Annotated in this window: 15 protein-coding genes; 8 read left to right on the top strand and 7 right to left on the bottom strand. The window is 71.7% G+C overall.

Annotated features, from left to right (window positions below; translation table 11 throughout):
• The first annotated feature begins 26 nt into the window (after positions 1 to 26).
• Entirely contained in the window at positions 27 to 1511 is a 1485-nt protein-coding gene (locus tag JGR64_RS13195; RefSeq protein WP_199373990.1) for a LysM peptidoglycan-binding domain-containing protein, read from the top strand.
• Between the two features lie 210 nt (positions 1512 to 1721).
• Complete coding sequence (locus tag JGR64_RS13190; RefSeq protein WP_199373987.1) at positions 1722 to 2663, top strand: hypothetical protein; 942 nt, start codon at positions 1722 to 1724, stop codon at positions 2661 to 2663.
• 42 nt (positions 2664 to 2705) lie between these two features.
• Here JGR64_RS13190 and JGR64_RS13185 read toward each other — a convergent pair whose 3' ends face one another.
• Positions 2706 to 3266 carry a GNAT family N-acetyltransferase gene (locus tag JGR64_RS13185; RefSeq protein ID WP_199373985.1) on the bottom strand — a complete coding sequence of 187 codons (561 nt, stop codon included), beginning with the start codon at positions 3264 to 3266 and terminating at the stop codon, positions 2706 to 2708.
• Between the two features lie 158 nt (positions 3267 to 3424).
• Between JGR64_RS13185 and JGR64_RS13180 the strand changes: the two genes are divergently transcribed.
• The 5 genes from JGR64_RS13180 to JGR64_RS13160 all read left to right on the top strand — a co-directional run bounded on the left by JGR64_RS13180 (position 3425) and on the right by JGR64_RS13160 (position 5804).
• Positions 3425 to 3643, top strand: a complete 219-nt coding sequence (locus JGR64_RS13180) for a hypothetical protein (protein WP_199373983.1) — start codon at positions 3425 to 3427, stop codon at positions 3641 to 3643.
• Between the two features lie 3 nt (positions 3644 to 3646).
• On the top strand, positions 3647 to 3946 hold the full coding sequence (locus JGR64_RS13175; protein WP_199373981.1) for a hypothetical protein: 300 nt from the start codon (positions 3647 to 3649) through the stop codon (positions 3944 to 3946).
• A gap of 123 nt (positions 3947 to 4069) precedes the next feature.
• Positions 4070 to 4660 (top strand): hypothetical protein, encoded by a 591-nt coding sequence (locus JGR64_RS13170; protein ID WP_199373979.1) that lies wholly within the window; start codon positions 4070 to 4072, stop codon positions 4658 to 4660.
• Between the two features lie 64 nt (positions 4661 to 4724).
• A complete protein-coding gene (locus tag JGR64_RS13165) occupies positions 4725 to 5096 on the top strand; it encodes a hypothetical protein (RefSeq protein WP_199373977.1) in 372 nt (123 codons plus the stop codon).
• Between the two features lie 66 nt (positions 5097 to 5162).
• Positions 5163 to 5804, top strand: coding sequence for a hypothetical protein (locus tag JGR64_RS13160; RefSeq protein WP_199373976.1), 642 nt, complete (start codon positions 5163 to 5165; stop codon positions 5802 to 5804).
• Between the two features lie 63 nt (positions 5805 to 5867).
• Here JGR64_RS13160 and JGR64_RS13155 read toward each other — a convergent pair whose 3' ends face one another.
• From JGR64_RS13155 to JGR64_RS13145, 3 genes are all read right to left on the bottom strand, one after another.
• On the bottom strand, positions 5868 to 6704 hold the full coding sequence (locus JGR64_RS13155) for a hypothetical protein (protein ID WP_234446962.1): 837 nt from the start codon (positions 6702 to 6704) through the stop codon (positions 5868 to 5870).
• Between the two features lie 723 nt (positions 6705 to 7427).
• Positions 7428 to 8339, bottom strand: coding sequence for a 5'-nucleotidase, lipoprotein e(P4) family (locus tag JGR64_RS13150; protein WP_199373972.1), 912 nt, complete (start codon positions 8337 to 8339; stop codon positions 7428 to 7430).
• Between the two features lie 76 nt (positions 8340 to 8415).
• A complete protein-coding gene (locus JGR64_RS13145) occupies positions 8416 to 10395 on the bottom strand; it encodes a UvrD-helicase domain-containing protein (protein ID WP_199373970.1) in 1980 nt (659 codons plus the stop codon).
• A gap of 72 nt (positions 10396 to 10467) precedes the next feature.
• Between JGR64_RS13145 and JGR64_RS13140 the strand changes: the two genes are divergently transcribed.
• Complete coding sequence (locus JGR64_RS13140; protein WP_199373968.1) at positions 10468 to 11091, top strand: thymidine kinase; 624 nt, start codon at positions 10468 to 10470, stop codon at positions 11089 to 11091.
• A gap of 10 nt (positions 11092 to 11101) precedes the next feature.
• On the opposite strand, the gene JGR64_RS13135 is transcribed toward JGR64_RS13140, so the two are convergent.
• The 3 genes from JGR64_RS13135 to mutM are packed head-to-tail and all read right to left on the bottom strand — an operon-like array spanning position 11102 to position 15372.
• Positions 11102 to 13924, bottom strand: coding sequence for a serine/threonine-protein kinase (locus JGR64_RS13135; RefSeq protein WP_199373966.1), 2823 nt, complete (start codon positions 13922 to 13924; stop codon positions 11102 to 11104).
• A gap of 19 nt (positions 13925 to 13943) precedes the next feature.
• On the bottom strand, positions 13944 to 14507 hold the full coding sequence (locus JGR64_RS13130; RefSeq protein WP_199373964.1) for an ECF-type sigma factor: 564 nt from the start codon (positions 14505 to 14507) through the stop codon (positions 13944 to 13946).
• A gap of 37 nt (positions 14508 to 14544) precedes the next feature.
• Positions 14545 to 15372, bottom strand: coding sequence for a bifunctional DNA-formamidopyrimidine glycosylase/DNA-(apurinic or apyrimidinic site) lyase (mutM, locus tag JGR64_RS13125; protein WP_199373962.1), 828 nt, complete (start codon positions 15370 to 15372; stop codon positions 14545 to 14547).
• Positions 15373 to 15475 lie beyond the last annotated feature (103 nt).

Here is a 15475-nt window from a genome sequence, read left to right as displayed (position 1 = left end):
GCGCCCCGGAAGACAGGAGCACCCGCATGGTCGGCCCGGTATCCGCGAACACCCAGAACGTCGTCGGCGATCGCAACAGCCCCGGCGGCTTCGACTACAACCGCATCAGCGGCGTCGAAGGCAACCGCCACGTCACGCCGGAGTTCATCGGCCAGGTCGAGGCGATGGCGCAGCGCCTTGGCACGCAGCCGGAATACCTGATGGCGGTGATGAGCTTCGAGACCGGGGGCAGCTTCAGCCCGGGCGTGCGCAACGGCGCGGGCAGCGGTGCCACCGGCCTGATCCAGTTCATGCCCAACACCGCGCGCGAACTGGGCACATCCACCGACGCGCTGGCGCGGATGAGCGCCACCGAGCAGCTGCAGTACGTGGAGCGCTACTTCAACAACCGCTCCGACCCCGGTGAGCTCAACACCCTCGAGGGGGTCTACACCACGGTGCTGTACGGCAGCCCGCGTCCGGATCCCGGCGCGACGCTCTTCAGCGACGGCACCGCGGCGTATCGCATGAACTCCCCGCTGGACACCAATCGCGACGGCCGCATCACCGCCGGCGAGGCGACCTCGTTCGTGCGCGCACGCATCGACGGCGACGCGCCTCCGCCGCGCGACACCGGCCCAGCCCCCGCACCCGGCGGCGAGGCGCCCGCACCGGCGCCTTCGCCGTCTGGTCCGGGCGGGAGTGTCACGGTGCGCAGCGGCGACACCCTGTCGGGGATCGCAACGCGCAACGGTGTATCGCTGGATGCCGTGATCGCCGCCAACCCGCAGATCCGCAACCCCGGACTGATCTATCCCGGCCAGACCGTGCACCTGCCGGGCGGCGGGGGAGGCGGCGGCGAGGTCACCGTGCGCAACGGCGACACGCTGACCGGCATCGCCGCGCGCAACGGCGTGTCGCTGGACGCGGTGCTCGCCGCCAATCCGCAGATCCGCGACCCCGACCTGATCCATCCCGGGCAGCTGGTGCGCATCCCCGGCGGCGGAGCGTCGGCCCCGGGCGGTGGCGCGGACGCCCCGACCCCGCAGGCGCCGCCTACCGGCAACGTGCCGACCTACGCGCCCTACACCGTGTACAGCACCGGAAACGCGCCGGCGATCGCGGTACAGGGTCCCGGCCAGATGCAGCCGCACCACGACTACCAGACCGCGCAGCGCGGCGGCCAGACGCTGGAAGTGCGCGACCTGGTGCTGCACCGCAACGGCCAGTCGCAGACGCAGCAGGCCATCCCGTCGCCGATCGCCGGCACCGTGGTGTCGGCCGGCCCGATGGGCAACGCCGGCAATGCCGTGGTGGTGCGCGGCGACGAGGGGCAGCTGGTCTACATCTTCCACATGTCGAGCGTCGACGTGCGCGCCGGGCAACAGGTCGCTTACGGGCAGGACCTCGGCAACCAGGGGGCCACCGGCAACTCGACCGGCCCGCACGTGCACATCGAAGCGTCCAGCGCGACGATCGACCGCTGGGTCAACGACCTCCTCGACGGGCGCTTCGACGGTCGTCGCCAGTAGCGGCGGGCGGCGCCGCGCAGCACCGCGACCACGTGCGATGCTGGTGACATGATCGGGTTGCGCACATGTCCGCCGCGCCGGCGTCTGCAGGCCGCCGCGCTTGTCGTGGCGTGCGCGATGGCGCTTTCGGCCGGCTGCGACCGCGCAGCGACTGACAGCCCGCCCCCCCCGGCAGCCCGCATCGCGCCGGCGAATCCCGCGAATGCGAACGTGCCGGCGCGCTTCGAGGCCACCGATACGCACGCCGGCGCCGTCCTTCCTGCAGACATCGTGCGGGCACTTTCGAGCGACGCGCGCGTCCTCGATTGCCAGGAGGGCACCTACCAGGGCGCGTCGAGGTTCGCGCCCGATTGGGTCATCGCGCGGCGCGTCGATCTCGATGACGACGGCCGCGATGACTGGGTGGTCCAGGGCCGCCATCGCTGTCTGGCGACCGACGGTGCCGCGGACTGGTGGCTTTACGCCGACGACGGCTCGCAGCGCCGGCTGCTGCTGGCCGCGGGCCGGGCACGCGTACTCGAACTGCAGGCGACGCGCGCCAACGGCTTCCGCGACGTGGTGCTCCACCGCGACGGCGGCGACGTGCGGGCCACCTACCAGGGCGGGGCGTATGTGTTTCCGGAGCAGCCCCGGACCGGGGCGAATGCCGGCGGCGGTCCGACGCTCGCGGCCGCGCGCTTTGCCGCGCCGACAGGAGGTGGCCCGATGGACGTGCAGACGGTGGCGGGGCGGCTCGAAATCGCGCCGGTCGAAGGCACAACGCCAGGCGATGCGCACGTGGTGCGGCTCGATGGCCGCGAACTGCTGCGCACAGGCGCCGGCGGGGCATTCGCCGACTTCCCGTTGCCACGCCTGCTCGCCCGCTTCGGCGCCCTGGCGCCATTCGACGAGGTGCTGGTGTTCCAGCAGCACATGTACGGCAACGCCTGCAGCGGTGGACCGCTGTGGATCCTGGGGCTGCGGCGGGGCGGCGCGCCTGTGCGCTCCACGGCGATCGACTACTGCGGCGGTGCCGACCCGGAGCTGGAAGCGCGCGGCGCGGCGCTGCTGGTCACGCTGCCCGGTGCACCTGCGAGCGGAGTGCATGCCGGCCAGGCGCCGCAGCGCTGGGAGTTCAGTGACGGCGAGCTGCGGCGGTTGCATACGCCCTGATCACGGCGTGCGGATGCCGCCGCACACGCGCGCCGCACGCGCTCAGGCCACCTCGATGCGTCGGCGCACGCCGCGCCAGTCCTCGCGCGCCAGGCGCAGCCGCAGTGCCCGTCGCCCGCGCTGCTCCACTTCGCCGGCCGGCATGAAACCCAGGCGCATCAGCAGCGGTGGCACCGAGCGGTTGGCGGGATCGCAGAGGCCGACGAGCGCCGGCAGGCCAAGCGTGGCGAACGCGTGTTCGCACAGCGCGGCGCCGCCTTCCAGCGCGTAGCCGCGTCCCCAGGCACGCGGCAGCAGCCGGGTGCCGATCTCGACTTCGCCCGGTGCGAGCTCCGCCATCAGCGAGAAGAAGCCAAGGAAGCCGCGTGCGTCGTCGGCACGCCAGATGCCGAGCCCCGGGCGCTCGCGGTAGATGCGGTTGGCGGTGTCGACCAGGGCGCAGGCGCTGGCGATGTCGTCCACCGGCGCATCGAGCAATGCGTGCGTGACCCGCGCGTCGCGGCCAAGGCGCTGCAGGTCGAACACGTCGCCATGGCGCAGCCCGCGCAGCGCCATCCGCCGCGTCTGCAGGAATGGCTCGCCCGGATGGTCGTTGGTCGACATGCACCGAGTATGCCCCGCGCCTGCGGGAGCGTGAGCGCTGCAAGGGCGCGCCCTAGGTGGGGTGCGCACTAGCTTGGCGCGCGCCGGGTGATGCGGAAATCTGCCAGCTGTCCGGAAGGGCGTTTGCCGGGCATTTCCCAACCTAGTGAGGACATGACATGGGCAGTCAAATCGGTTCCCTCGTCGGCGGTCTCGTCGGCACGTTCTTTGGTGGTCCCGCAGGCGCGGCCATCGGCCAGCAGCTCGGCTCCTGGCTCGGCGGCATGATCGGTGGCGAGAGTGGCGGCGGTGAAGGCGGTGGCCTCGACTTCGGCTCGATGTTCGGCAACGCCTATTCGGGCGGCTTCGACTTCGGCTTCGGCGCGGGCGGCGGCTGAGCGATGCAGGCCGACGGCGCACCCAGGACGCGCGAGGAACTCGTCGAACGTCTCGGCGATCTTCGCCAGCAGGGCATCGTCGATACCGCGGAGGAAGAGCGCCTCCTGCGGCACTACGACGAGATGCTGCGCGACGTGAACGAGGAAAAGGCGCGGCTCGAGCCGGAGTACAACCGGCGCGTCCGCGAGGACGGGCTCGACCCTGCCAACGCCTGGCTGCGCGAAGCGGCACAGGACCTGGGTCGCCGGCACGGTGAAGCCACGCGCGTGATCACCGACCAGTTGCGCGTCGTCACCGGATGAACATCACGCGGCGGGATGCGGTCACCCCTTAGGGTTCGCCCCAGATTGTCGCGTTGTGTGAACTGCCTACACTCGATCCGGACAACTGCAATAAGCGTCACCCACTCACTCCGAGACGACCCGATGGCCCAACGTCCGCCCCAGCGTCCGACCTTCCAGCAGCCAGCGGCGTTTGTCGCCGGCGTCGCGCTGGAATCGTCGCCCGCGCCGGCGGCCGCGCTGGACCCGGGGATGGAGGAGCTGCTGCGCCAGTTCGAAGAGGCGCTGCACGAGCTGGAAAACGATCCGTCGATGGATCTCGCCACCCGCACCATGCTGCGCGACCAGTTCACGCAGGCCATGCGTGACATGAAGCACGGCAGCGACACGGCGGTCGAGATTCCGGACCGGGCCATGTGGATGGATGCGCTCCAGGCGCTCCAGGCCAGCGGGGCGGTCGCCACCGACGAAGTCGACGAGCTCATCCGCCAGGTCAACCAGGCGTTGCAGCCGCTGCAGCGTCGCGACACGCGCCTCGCGCTCGAGTTCAGCCGCCGGCTGAGCACCGAGGGTGAAGAGAAGGCGCTGGCCTGGTTCCGCACCGAGACCGCAAAGAGCCGGGCCGAGGACGGTGAGTCCGCCCCCGCGTCCGCTCCGCCGCTCGCGACCGTGTCGCCCATCCTCCGCGGCGATGTCGTGAATTCGCGATCGCGGCGGCTCCGTGGTCCTCCGTAGGCGGAAGGCGTGACGGCCCCTCGGCCGGCTTGACCTTCCACCCGATCAATCCACGGAGAACACCATGAGCATCGAAGGCAATTTCAACTTTTCTTTCAACGCCACTGCCCAGAACGATCGCGCCTCGGAGGCACAGAGCGCCCGCGCCGGCGGCAGCAACGGTGGCGGATGGCTGCTCGCCATCGCCCTGACCATCGGCAAGATCGCGGACTCGATGGGCGAGCGCATGCTCACCCTGGCCGAGAAGATCGACACCCTGCAGGCCAAGCAGGCGGACGACCCGAAGGCCGTGGACGCGGAAAGCGGCGACGGCCTGACCGAGCTCAATGCCCAGCTGCAGGTGCTCGGCCAGCAGCTCGGCCAGATGCTGCAGATGCTCTCCACCATCGTGAAGACCATCGGTGAAGGCAACAAGGATCTCGCCCGCAAGCAGTAAGGCTTCGCAGGCTGAGCGCACGCCCCCGGCATTGCCGGGGGCGTTCGTCTTTTCGCGGAGAGTCGAATGGACATGTTGATGCGCACCGCATTCGCCCTGGCCCTGGCCTGCGTCGCCGGCTGCGGCAACTCGGCCGAACGGGAGCCGGTAAAGCTCCACGGTGCCTACACCGGTACCGTCAGCGCCCGGATCCATGCACCAGGCACCGCCCATGCGCCCGCGCCGGAATCCGGTAGCGCCAGCGCGGTATTCGTTCCCACTGCCAAGGGGGAACGGCTCGAGGTCAAGGCCAATATCCGCCGCCAGGGTGACTCGGGCTTTGTCGTGAACGGTCGCGCCAGGGGCGACGTGTGGCAAGGCCGCGGCGGGCCGCTCGACCTGACGGTCGATGGCGATGGCCGCATCAGCGGCGGCGGCATCGAAAAGGGGCACCGGATCAGCTTCGCCGGCCAGGTCGACGCCGGCCGCATGCATCTCACGGTCGAAACCCGCCAGATCGCGCCGCCGGGTGAGCGGATCGTGTTCGAGTACCGGCTCGCACAGGCTGCCGCCTCGCGGCCCGTCGCCAGCGAGCGCGCGGTCGCGGTTCCCGAGGGCCGGCGGGACGAAGGCAAGGGCGCGTGCAAGCGCCGTGTCTGGAAGACGCGCAACGTCGCCGCGCCCGGCGGCGGCATGGTGATGACCCAGGTCCCGCACTGCCTGGATTGAGCGCGGTCGCGGCGCACGGTGTGCACCACTCGGGGCCTGCTGGCCCGTTGACGACGCGGCCGGTCAGTCGCCGCGTGGCGTAGCGGGCGGTGCCTTGCCGCGGCCAGGCGCCAGACGGCGCGCAAACCACCACGCGCCTGAAGCCGCGAGCAGGCCGGCGATCGCGAACCCGCCCGCCCAGCCCCGCCCGGCTCCCGCGGAGACGACGGTGCCCGCCCCGGGCGGCATGAGTCCGATGACCGCGAAGGCGACGCAGCCGTAGGCGATGATCGCCAGCAGCCAGAACAGCCACTGCATCGCGGCTGCCTGGAGCTCACGTTCCATCGCACGCGCATCCTGGCCCGCGCCCGATGTCCGGCCTTGGGCACCCATCGCCGCCAGCAGCGTGGACAGGCTGCCTGGGAGCGCGGAGGCGCCTCGGCGCAGGCGGCGACGCAGCGGGCCTTCGCCGGTGTAGGTCCCGGTCATGGCGTCGCTGCGGATGGCTTGGCCGCGGTCGGCCACGGTCAGCCCCGCAGCGTTCCGGGCGTCGGCGGCCTGGTTCACCGGCAACGCCTGCGGCGTGGCGCTGGTGGCCATGGTCGCCCCCGCGGCGGTAGCGGCAAGGGCCGTCGGCGCTGCGGTGTTGGCGGCGGCGTTGGCAGGCAAGGCCGATGGCGCGAGGGCGGCGCGCTGCAGTACGGCCATGCGGTCCATGAACGCGGCATCGGATCGCGGTGCCGCTGCGGGCGCATCCGGACGTGCAGCGCCTGCCGCAACGACATCGCTCCGCACAGGCGTGTTCGGCTGTGCAAGCTCGCCACGCGTGGCGCCGCCGACCTGGCCGGGCTGCAGCACGGCTGCCGCGGCCTGTCCCGCAGGGGCCGTGGCGTGCATGCCAGCCGCGGCCTGGGATGGCATGGCGTGGGGGAGCGCGGCCGGCGCAGCAGGCGACGCCGTGGCGGGCATCGCGCGTGGCAGGACGGTGGTCACCAGGCCTTGCACACCGGACAGGGGGTTGGTCACCCCTTGCGTACCGCCGGGGCCCGCGTGGCTGGGGGGGCCGGGCGAAAGCTGGCCATGCCCCGGTCGGTCAACGCCATGGGGCGTCTGGCCCACCTGCGGCCGGTCGGCGCCCGGCGTCGGCAGCGCGGGCATGCCCGGCACCGTGGGCATCGAGGGCGCATTGGATGTGCCACCGAGTGAGGGCGGGCTTGCGCGGGGCACGCCCGCCGGCAGCTCAGGCCCCCTCGGGCCGCCGAAGCCGCGGCCGTTCGCGCCTTCATGCGCGTTGCTGTGCTGCGGCGGGCCGCCGCCATGGTGCGGTCCGCGCGGGCCCTGCGGTCCCCTGTTGAGGAGCGCCTGCGCGTTTGCGTGCACATTGTCGATGATGGACATCGCGCGCCTCCGGCGTAGGCCATGTCGCCGCCGCGGCGGGCGTGGACAGACCCCGAGGCTAGGCGCCGCGCGGAGCAGGCGCACCCCGGGGCAAACCCTAGGTCGTGTGCCATAAAAAACGGGAGACCCTGGGGTCTCCCGTAAAGCCGGCCGAAACCGGAGGACTGTGTTGTGGCCGCAGCAGGTTACCCGCTGCCACAACTTGATGCAATGCTTGAAATTAGGCCATGCAACTAATTGATTTCATTATCTGTCCGTGACCAGTGCCTCGTGCTTCGCTGCGCGGCGCACCGCGCGCGGCGCGCTCCAGGCGTTGTTGAACAGCGCCGGTTCCCAGGCACCGTAGGTGGGATTCGGCAGGACCCACCAGCGATCGCCGAACCAGGCGCGGTATTCGGCGTGCAGCGCGGCATGCGCCTGCGGCGTGTTGGCGGGTGCTTCGACGAAATCGCCGAGCTGGTCGCCGAACTGCATCAGCACGCGGTACCCGCGCCCGGCCAGCTGGCGACGGCAGGTCTTGCCGGAGCCCTTCTGTTCGCAGCCTTCGACCACGGTACCCAGCCCGAGGAACACGCTGTCGTCCTTCACCGGAAGTCCCACCGCGCGCAGGTTGGCAAGGGTCGCCGCGTGCAGGGCCTTGTCGCGGTTGGAGAGATAGATGATGGTCACGCCCTTCGCTTCGGCTGCCCGCGCGAACTCCAGCACGCCCGGGACCGGCCGCGCCTTCTCCTCGGCAACCCATTCGGCCCAGGTGGCGTCGTCGTATTCCAGGCCGTCCTGGACCAGGCGCGCCTGGTAGGGCGAGTTGTCGAGCACGGTCTCGTCGATGTCCATGACCACCGCGGGGGGCAGCCGGGCGATGGCGGTCGCGCTGTCACGCTCGCCGGGTACCAGGGCATCCCAGTCCTTGGCGGCCAGCGCGGCGTCCAGGCGCTCGGTCGCGGCGCGGTACACGGTTTCCGAGAGCGCCCGGTATTCCACGGAGCGCTGCACCCAGAGCACGGCGTTGAGGTTGTCATCGGCCGGCACCGCGGCCTGGTCGGCGACGGGCGTGCCGGCAACGGGCGTGCCGCCAGCCGGGGCAGGTGCCGTGGTGGCGCAGGCGCCCAGCGCCAGAGCGGCGGCGAGTAGGGTGAGCGTGGGCAGCGTGCGTCGCATGGCAGGACCTGCTTTCTGGACAGCCGCGGAGTCTAGCCGACGTCCGCAACTGCAGGATTGCGGCGCGCCCGGCAGTTCAGCCGTCGAGCATCGCCCGGATGGCGGCGAATCCCACCTCGGCGCGCTCCTTCTTGCGCGCCGCGTCGGCCACCGGGTCGGCGCCGTCGCGCTGCAGTTCGGCGGCCGGCAGTTCGTCGATGAAGCGGCTCGGCTTCAGCCGCAGGCGCTCGCCCCAGCGCTGCGCCTCGCGCGAGTGCGACAGCCACAGCTGCTCCTTGGCGCGGGTGATGCCCACGTACAGCAGGCGCCGCTCCTCGTCGATGCGCCCTTCCTCGATGCTGGCCTCGTGCGGCAGCGTGTAGTCGTCCACGCCGACGATGAACACGTAGCGGAACTCGAGGCCCTTGGCCGCGTGCAGGCTCATCAGCCGCACCTGGTTGCCGGGATCGCCCTTGTCGGCGTGGCTGAGCAGTGCCAGCGAGGCGGCCAGCTCGCCCGGGCCCGCGCCGCCGCGGGCACCATCGAACCAGTCGGCGAGTTCATCCAGGTTGCCGCGGCGGATGCGGAACATCTCGTCCGATTTGCACTCCGCGCGCAGCGCGGCCAGGAGCCCGGAACGCTCGTTGAGCGTGCGCACCAGTTCGGACGGCGTGAGCCGCGCGGCATCGCTGCGCAGCCCGCGGATCAGGTCGGCGAAGCCGGACAGCGCCGCACCGGCACGCGGGTGCAGCTGCTTCAGCAGGCCGATCGATTCGATCGCCCGCGACATCGGCTGGCCGGCGTGCTGCGCCAGGCCGGCCAGCTTGGCCAGTGAGGTCGCGCCCACGCCGCGGCCCGGGGACTGCACGGCGCGCAGGAACGCGGAGTCGTCGTCCGGGTTGGCCAGCAGCCGCAGCCAGGCCAGCGCGTCCTTCACTTCGCCACGGTCCAGGAACGCCGTGCCGCCGGAGAGGTGGTAGGGCACGCGCAGCATCTGCAGCGCTTTTTCCAGCAGCCGCGACTGGTGGTTGCCGCGGAACAGGATGCAGAACTCGCTCCATTCGGCGTTGCGCGCGGTGTTCAGGAACTGGATCTCGCCGGCCACGCGCTCGGCCTCGTGGCTGGCGTCGCGGCACTCCCAGATGCGGATCCGCTCGCCGTCGGCCTGCGCGCTCCACAGCGTCTTGGGATGTTCGTGCGGATTGTTGGCGATCAGCGCGTTGGCCGCGCGCAGCACGCGGTTCGAGCAGCGGTAGTTCTGCTCCAGCTTCACCACCCGCAGGGCCGGGTAGTCGACGCCGAGCTGCGAGAGGTTTTCGGGATTGGCGCCGCGCCAGGCGTAGATCGACTGGTCGTCGTCGCCCACGCAGGTGAAGTTGCCCTTGTCGCCGGCCAGCGCCTTCAGCAGCCGGTACTGGGCGTCGTTGGTGTCCTGGCACTCGTCGACCAGCAGGTAGCCGATGCGCTCGCGCCAGCCGAGCGCGCACTCCGGATCGTTCTCGAGCAGCTCCACCGGGCGGCGGATCAGGTCGTCGAAATCGACCGCGTTGAACGCCGCCAGCCGCGCCTGGTACAGCTCGTACACCATCGCCGCTTCGTGCTCGGGCGTGGACCGTGCGATGGCGCGCGCCTGTTCCGGCGTCAGGCAGGCGTTCTTGGCGCGCGACACCAGTCCCTGCATCGCCTGGATGGCGTCGGGCTTGGCGCCGGGCATCAGGTCCTTGAACTGCGCCAGCGAATCGTCGGAATCGAAGATCGAAAATCCGCGGCGCAGGCCCGCGCGTTCGTGCTCCACCTGCAGCATGCGCAGCCCCAGCGCATGGAAGGTGCAGATGGTGAGGCCTTCCGCCGCGTCGCCGCGGATGCGCTTGCCGACGCGCTCGCGCATCTCCTTCGCGGCCTTGTTGGTGAAGGTGATCGCGGCGATGCGCTTGGCCGGATAGCGGCCGGACCCGATCAGGTGCGCGATCTTCTCCACGATCACCCGCGTCTTGCCGCTGCCCGCGCCGGCGAGCACCAGCAGCGGGCCTTCGCAATGGGCGACGGCCGCGGATTGTTGGGGGTTGAGACCGTGCATGGCGGGTCCTGGGCGGCTGGCGAGTTTACCCCGCGAGTCCGGAGCCCCGGGGCCTGGCGCTAGAATTCCGCCATGGCCAAGCTCTATTTCTACTACTCGGCGATGAACGCCGGAAAGACCACGACCCTGCTGCAGTCCGCTCACAACTACCAGGAGCGCGGCATGCGCGTGGCGATCCTCGCGCCGCGCCTGGACGATCGCGCCGGCAGCGGCCGCGTGGCTTCGCGCATCGGCCTGAGCGCCGACGCCGTGGGTTTCGACCCCGGCACCGACCTCGAGGCCTGGGCGCGCGCGGACATCGCCGCCAGCGGCAAGCTCGATTGCCTGCTGGTCGACGAGGCGCAGTTCCTGAGCCGCAGCCAGGTCTGGCAGCTCTCGGAGATCGTCGACGGACTGCGCGTGCCGGTGCTCTGCTATGGCCTGCGCACCGATTTCCGCGGCGAGCTGTTCGAGGGCAGCCAGTACCTGCTGGCCTGGGCGGACGAGCTGCAGGAGATCAAGACCATCTGCCACACCGGCAGCAAGGCCACCATGACCGTGCGCGTCGACGAACAGGGCCACGCCGTGCAGGACGGACCGCAGGTCGAGATCGGCGGCAACGAGCGCTACGTGTCGGTGAGCCGCGCCGAATACAAGCGCATCGCGCGCGGCGAAGGCCGCATCGCGCCGCTGCAGCAGTCGCTGCCGCTGGGCTGACCGCGCGGCCTCAGGGCGCCGCGGCGTCGGCGACGCAGTGCTGGCGCCAGCGCTCGATCTCGCGCGCCACCACGCCGCCTTCGGGCTGCGCCATGGCCACGGTCCGGCCCAGCGCGACAAGCGCCGCCAGCGACTCCTCCCGACGCGGCCCCCCGCAGCGGAACGCTGCCGCCGCGGCGCGTGCCCGCCACGCGATCTTGCGCAGTTCGATGTCGGATTCGGGCAGGGCACCGAGATGGTCGAGCCGCGCCACGGCGCCGATCACGCCATGCCCGGCCTCGAAGGTGGCCAGTGCCAGCTCGGCGCGCCGGGACGCGGGGTGGGCGGCGCCGAAGGAGCTGCTGGTCAGCGCCACCGCGCGGCGCAGGGCGGCCAGCGCCTCGTCGTCGGATCCGCGTGCGGCCGCGACCTCGCCGATCATCCGCCAGGTGCTGCCGACCTGGCCGTGGCCTTCGCCGAACGCGTCCTTGCGCAGCGCCAGCACCTCCTGCAGCAGCGTTGCGGCCTCGTCGTCGCTGCCTGCCTCGTGCAGCACCTGCGCCTGGTTGAACAGGCCGCCAGCCAACAGGCTCTTGTCGCCCTGGCGGCGCCAGATGGCATTGGCGCGGCGCAGGTCGCGCAGCGCGGCAGCGAGGTCGCCGCGCTCCCAGGCCACCACCGCAAGGCTGTTGTAGTTGCGGGCGACGTCGCTGTGGTCGGCGCCCAGCCGCGCCAACAGCCAGGCCTGTGCATCGCGCAGGGCGGTGTCGGCCTCGCTGATGCGCCCTTCGTCGACCAGCAGCGCGGCGAGCTGGCGACGCACATCGATGGTCGCGCGGTGCTGGTCACCATGGACTTCGAGTGCCAGCGCCAGCGCCTCGCGGCAGTCGCGCTCGGCCGCGCCCACGTCGCCAAGCTCGCGCTGCAGCGCGCAGGTGCGGCGCAGGATCTCCACCGCCAGCGGATGCCGTCCGCCGACCCGCGCGCGCAGCATGGCCAGCGCCGCGCGCTGCTCGCGCAGCGCCAGCGCGCTCTGGCCCGCGGCGGCGCGCAACCCGGCCAGGTCGGACAGGTCTTCCACCACGCCCGCATCCTGTCCGTTGGCGTTGCGGCGGATGGCGAGCGAACGCTGGAACCCGGCGCGCGCCGCGTCCAGCTGCCCGGCATCGCGCTGGCAGCGGGCCAGCTGGGCGTGGAAGTCGGCGGCCTGCAGCGGCAAGCGCTCCTGTTCGCGCCGGCTCAGGGCGCGCCAGGGGTGCATGGCCTTGACGCATCCGGAGGCCTGTCCCAGCAGGCGGCGCGTCCGTCCCATGTCGGTGACCGCCTGCAGTCGCAGGCTGGCCGGCGGGCTGTCGAGGGCATCGATGATCGTCGCCTGGCGCTCCTGCAGCGCGAGCGCCTCGGCGTAGTCGCCCAGCCCCGAGCGCAGGCGCGCGATCACGCCGAGCAGCTCGGCGCGCGCCACCGGCTGCTGCGCAAGCTCCAGGTCGCCACGGCGGACGCCGTCCTCGAGCAGCCGGCGGATGTCCAGCGGCGCGCCATCCGGCGCGGCGCTGGCGTTCTCGAACAGTCCGACCATGAAGCTCTGCAGCGCCTGTGCGCGCGCGGCCTGCTGCACCGCCTGCTGCGCCTGCCAGCCGACGATGCCCAGAGACGCCACCAGCACAACGCCGATCGCGGCCACCGTGGCCAGCGTCCAGCGGTGCCGGCTGACGTACTTGCGGACCCGGTACGCCAGGCTGGCGGGGCGCGCGTGCACCGCCTGGCCGTCGAGGTGCCGGCGCAGGTCGAGCGTGAACGCCTCGACCGAGGGATACCGGTGCTCTGGCAGCTTGGCCAGCGCCTTGAGCACGATGTTGTCGAGGTCGCCGGCGATCTCGCGCGCCTGGCGGCGCAGCTGCGGCGGGGTGAGCGTGGCGTCGTCGGCACGGCGCTGCAGGGCCACCGAGGGCCGCGCCGGGTCCACCGCCAGGATCGCCTCCTCCCACTCGGCGTCGCTCTGGCGCTTCAGGCGGTACGGCTTGGCGCCGACCAGCAGCTCGTACAGCACCACGCCCAGCGAATACACGTCGGTCATGGTGGTGACCGGCTCGCCGCGGATCTGCTCGGGCGCGGCGTAGTGCAGGGTGAACGCGCGCAGGCCGGTGCGCGTGTTGTCGGGCGCGGCATCCGGCGTGTCGAGCAGCTTGGCGATGCCGAAATCGAGCAGCCGCACCTCGTCGAGCGGCGTGACCAGGATGTTCGACGGCTTCAGGTCGCGGTGCACGATCAGGTTGGCGTGCGCGTGGCTGACCGCTTCGCAGACCTGCAGGAACAGGTGGATGCGCTGGCGGATGGTGGGCGCGCGGGCACGGCACCAGTCGGTGATGGGTTCGCCGTCGACGTATTCCAGCGCCAGGTAGGGCTGCTGGTCGCTGCTGATGCCGGCATCCAGCAGGCGCGCGATGTGCGCGTGCTCCAGCCGCGCCAGGATCTGCCGCTCGCGGGTGAAGCGCAGGCGCAGGTTCGGATCGCCAAGCCCCGGCCGCAGCAGCTTCAGCGCCACGCGGCGCTGGTACAGGCCGTCGGCGCGGCCGGCCAGCCACACCTGGCCCATGCCGCCTTCGCCGATCATCCGCTCCAGCTGGTAGGGCCCGACCATGGCGCCGGTGCGTGCATGCGGCAGCTGCGAGACCACCGGTTCGGCGAGGAAATCCTCCTGGCCTTCCTCCAGCGCCAGCAGCTCCTCCAGTTCACCGGCGAGCTGCGGGTCGTCGTCGCGCAGCGATGCCAGGCTCTGCGCGCGCGCGCCGGGTTCGAGCTCGATCAGCGCATCGAGCAGCGGCGACAGGCGTTGCCAGCGGTCGGCATCCATCGCGCGGCCCCGGTGCCGGTCAATCCACCTTCAGCGACGCCAGCAGGTAGATCCTCGCCTTCTGCCAGTCGCGGCGGATGCTGCGCTCGGAGCGATCCAGCAGCTCCGCGATCTCCACTTCCGACAGCCCGGCGAAGTAGCGCAGTTCGACCACCTGGGCCAGGCGCTTGTCCACGGCGGCCAGGCGCGTCAACGCGTTGTCCAGGGCCAGCGTGTCCTCGTCGAGGCGCAACCCGCCTTCGACATCCTCCGGCAGGTCGGTGACGCGGTGCAGGTCGCCGCCGCGCTTCTGCGCCATGCGCTGGCGCGCGTAGTCCACCACCACGCTGCGCATGGCCGAGGCGGCATAGGCGAAGAAGTGGGCGCGGTCGTCGAACTGCGCCTCGCGGCGGCCGATCAGCTTGAGGTAGGCCTCATGGACCAGTGCCGTTGCGTCGAGCGTCTGCCCGTACTGGCCGGCGAGCTGGCGCCGCGCCATCGAGTGCAGCTCCTGGTAGAGGGTGGCGAGCACGCGATCCAGCGCGCTCCGGTCCCCGCCGCGGGCGGCATCCAGCCACAGGGTGATATCGGCGGTATCGGACATGGCGCTCCCCTCGGAGCGGCGATCATAGCGCCTCGGCTCAGCGCTGGCAGTGGCCGCACCAGACGGTCGCCCGCTGGCCCACCATGGCGTGCCGCAGCGCCCGGCCGCAGCGCAGGCAGGGCTCGCCACCGCGCCCGTAGGCCGACAGCTCCTGTTCGAAGTAGCCGGGGGCGCCGTCGGGCGCCAGGAAGTCGCGCAGCGTGGTGCCTCCGCGGGCGATGGCGCGCGCCAGCACCGCGCGGATCTCGGCGGCGATGGCGGCATAGCGCTCGCGCGACACGCGCCCCGCCGCGCGCATCGGCGACACGCCGGCGGCAAACAGCGCCTCGGCCACGTAGATGTTGCCCACGCCCACCACCACCTTCTGGTCCATCAGGAAGGCCTTGAGCGCCACCTTGCGGCCCCGGCTGCGTGCATGCAGGTAGTCGCCGTCGAATCCGTCGCCCAGCGGCTCCGGGCCCAGCCCGCGCAGCAGCGGATGCAGTTCGCCGGCCGGCTGCCAGAGCAGGCAGCCGAAGCGGCGCGGGTCGGTGAAGCGCAGCACGCGGTCAGGCTGGCCCGCATCGCGGGAGAGCGCGATGTCGACGTGGTCGTGCAGCCGCGGCGGCGTGTCCGCGGGCAGCACGCGCAGGCTGCCGGACATGCCGAGATGCAGCAGTGCGCTGCCCGCCTGCGTGTCGAGCAGCAGGTATTTCGCACGGCGGCGCACGGATTCGATGCGTTGCCCGGGGAGCTCGGCCGCAATCTCAGGCGGGATCGGCCAGCGCAGATCGGGCCGGCGAAGCGTGACGCCGCGCACGCGGCGACCTTCGAGGTGTGGCGCAAGTCCGCGGCGCGTGGTTTCAACTTCCGGAAGTTCAGGCATGTCGGCAGCGTGGGGGCGTGCAGGACCGCGCGCAAGTTGTTGACGGGAAACGTGAACACGCGTGCCCATACGCTGCCGCAGGGCTGGAAATCAACATCCCGGC

The sequence above is a fragment of the Luteimonas sp. MC1572 genome (assembly GCF_016615815.1).
GTDB lineage: Bacteria > Pseudomonadota > Gammaproteobacteria > Xanthomonadales > Xanthomonadaceae > Luteimonas.
Note: the sequence above shows the minus strand (reverse complement) of the source record. Positions and strands in the feature narration are given on the sequence as shown.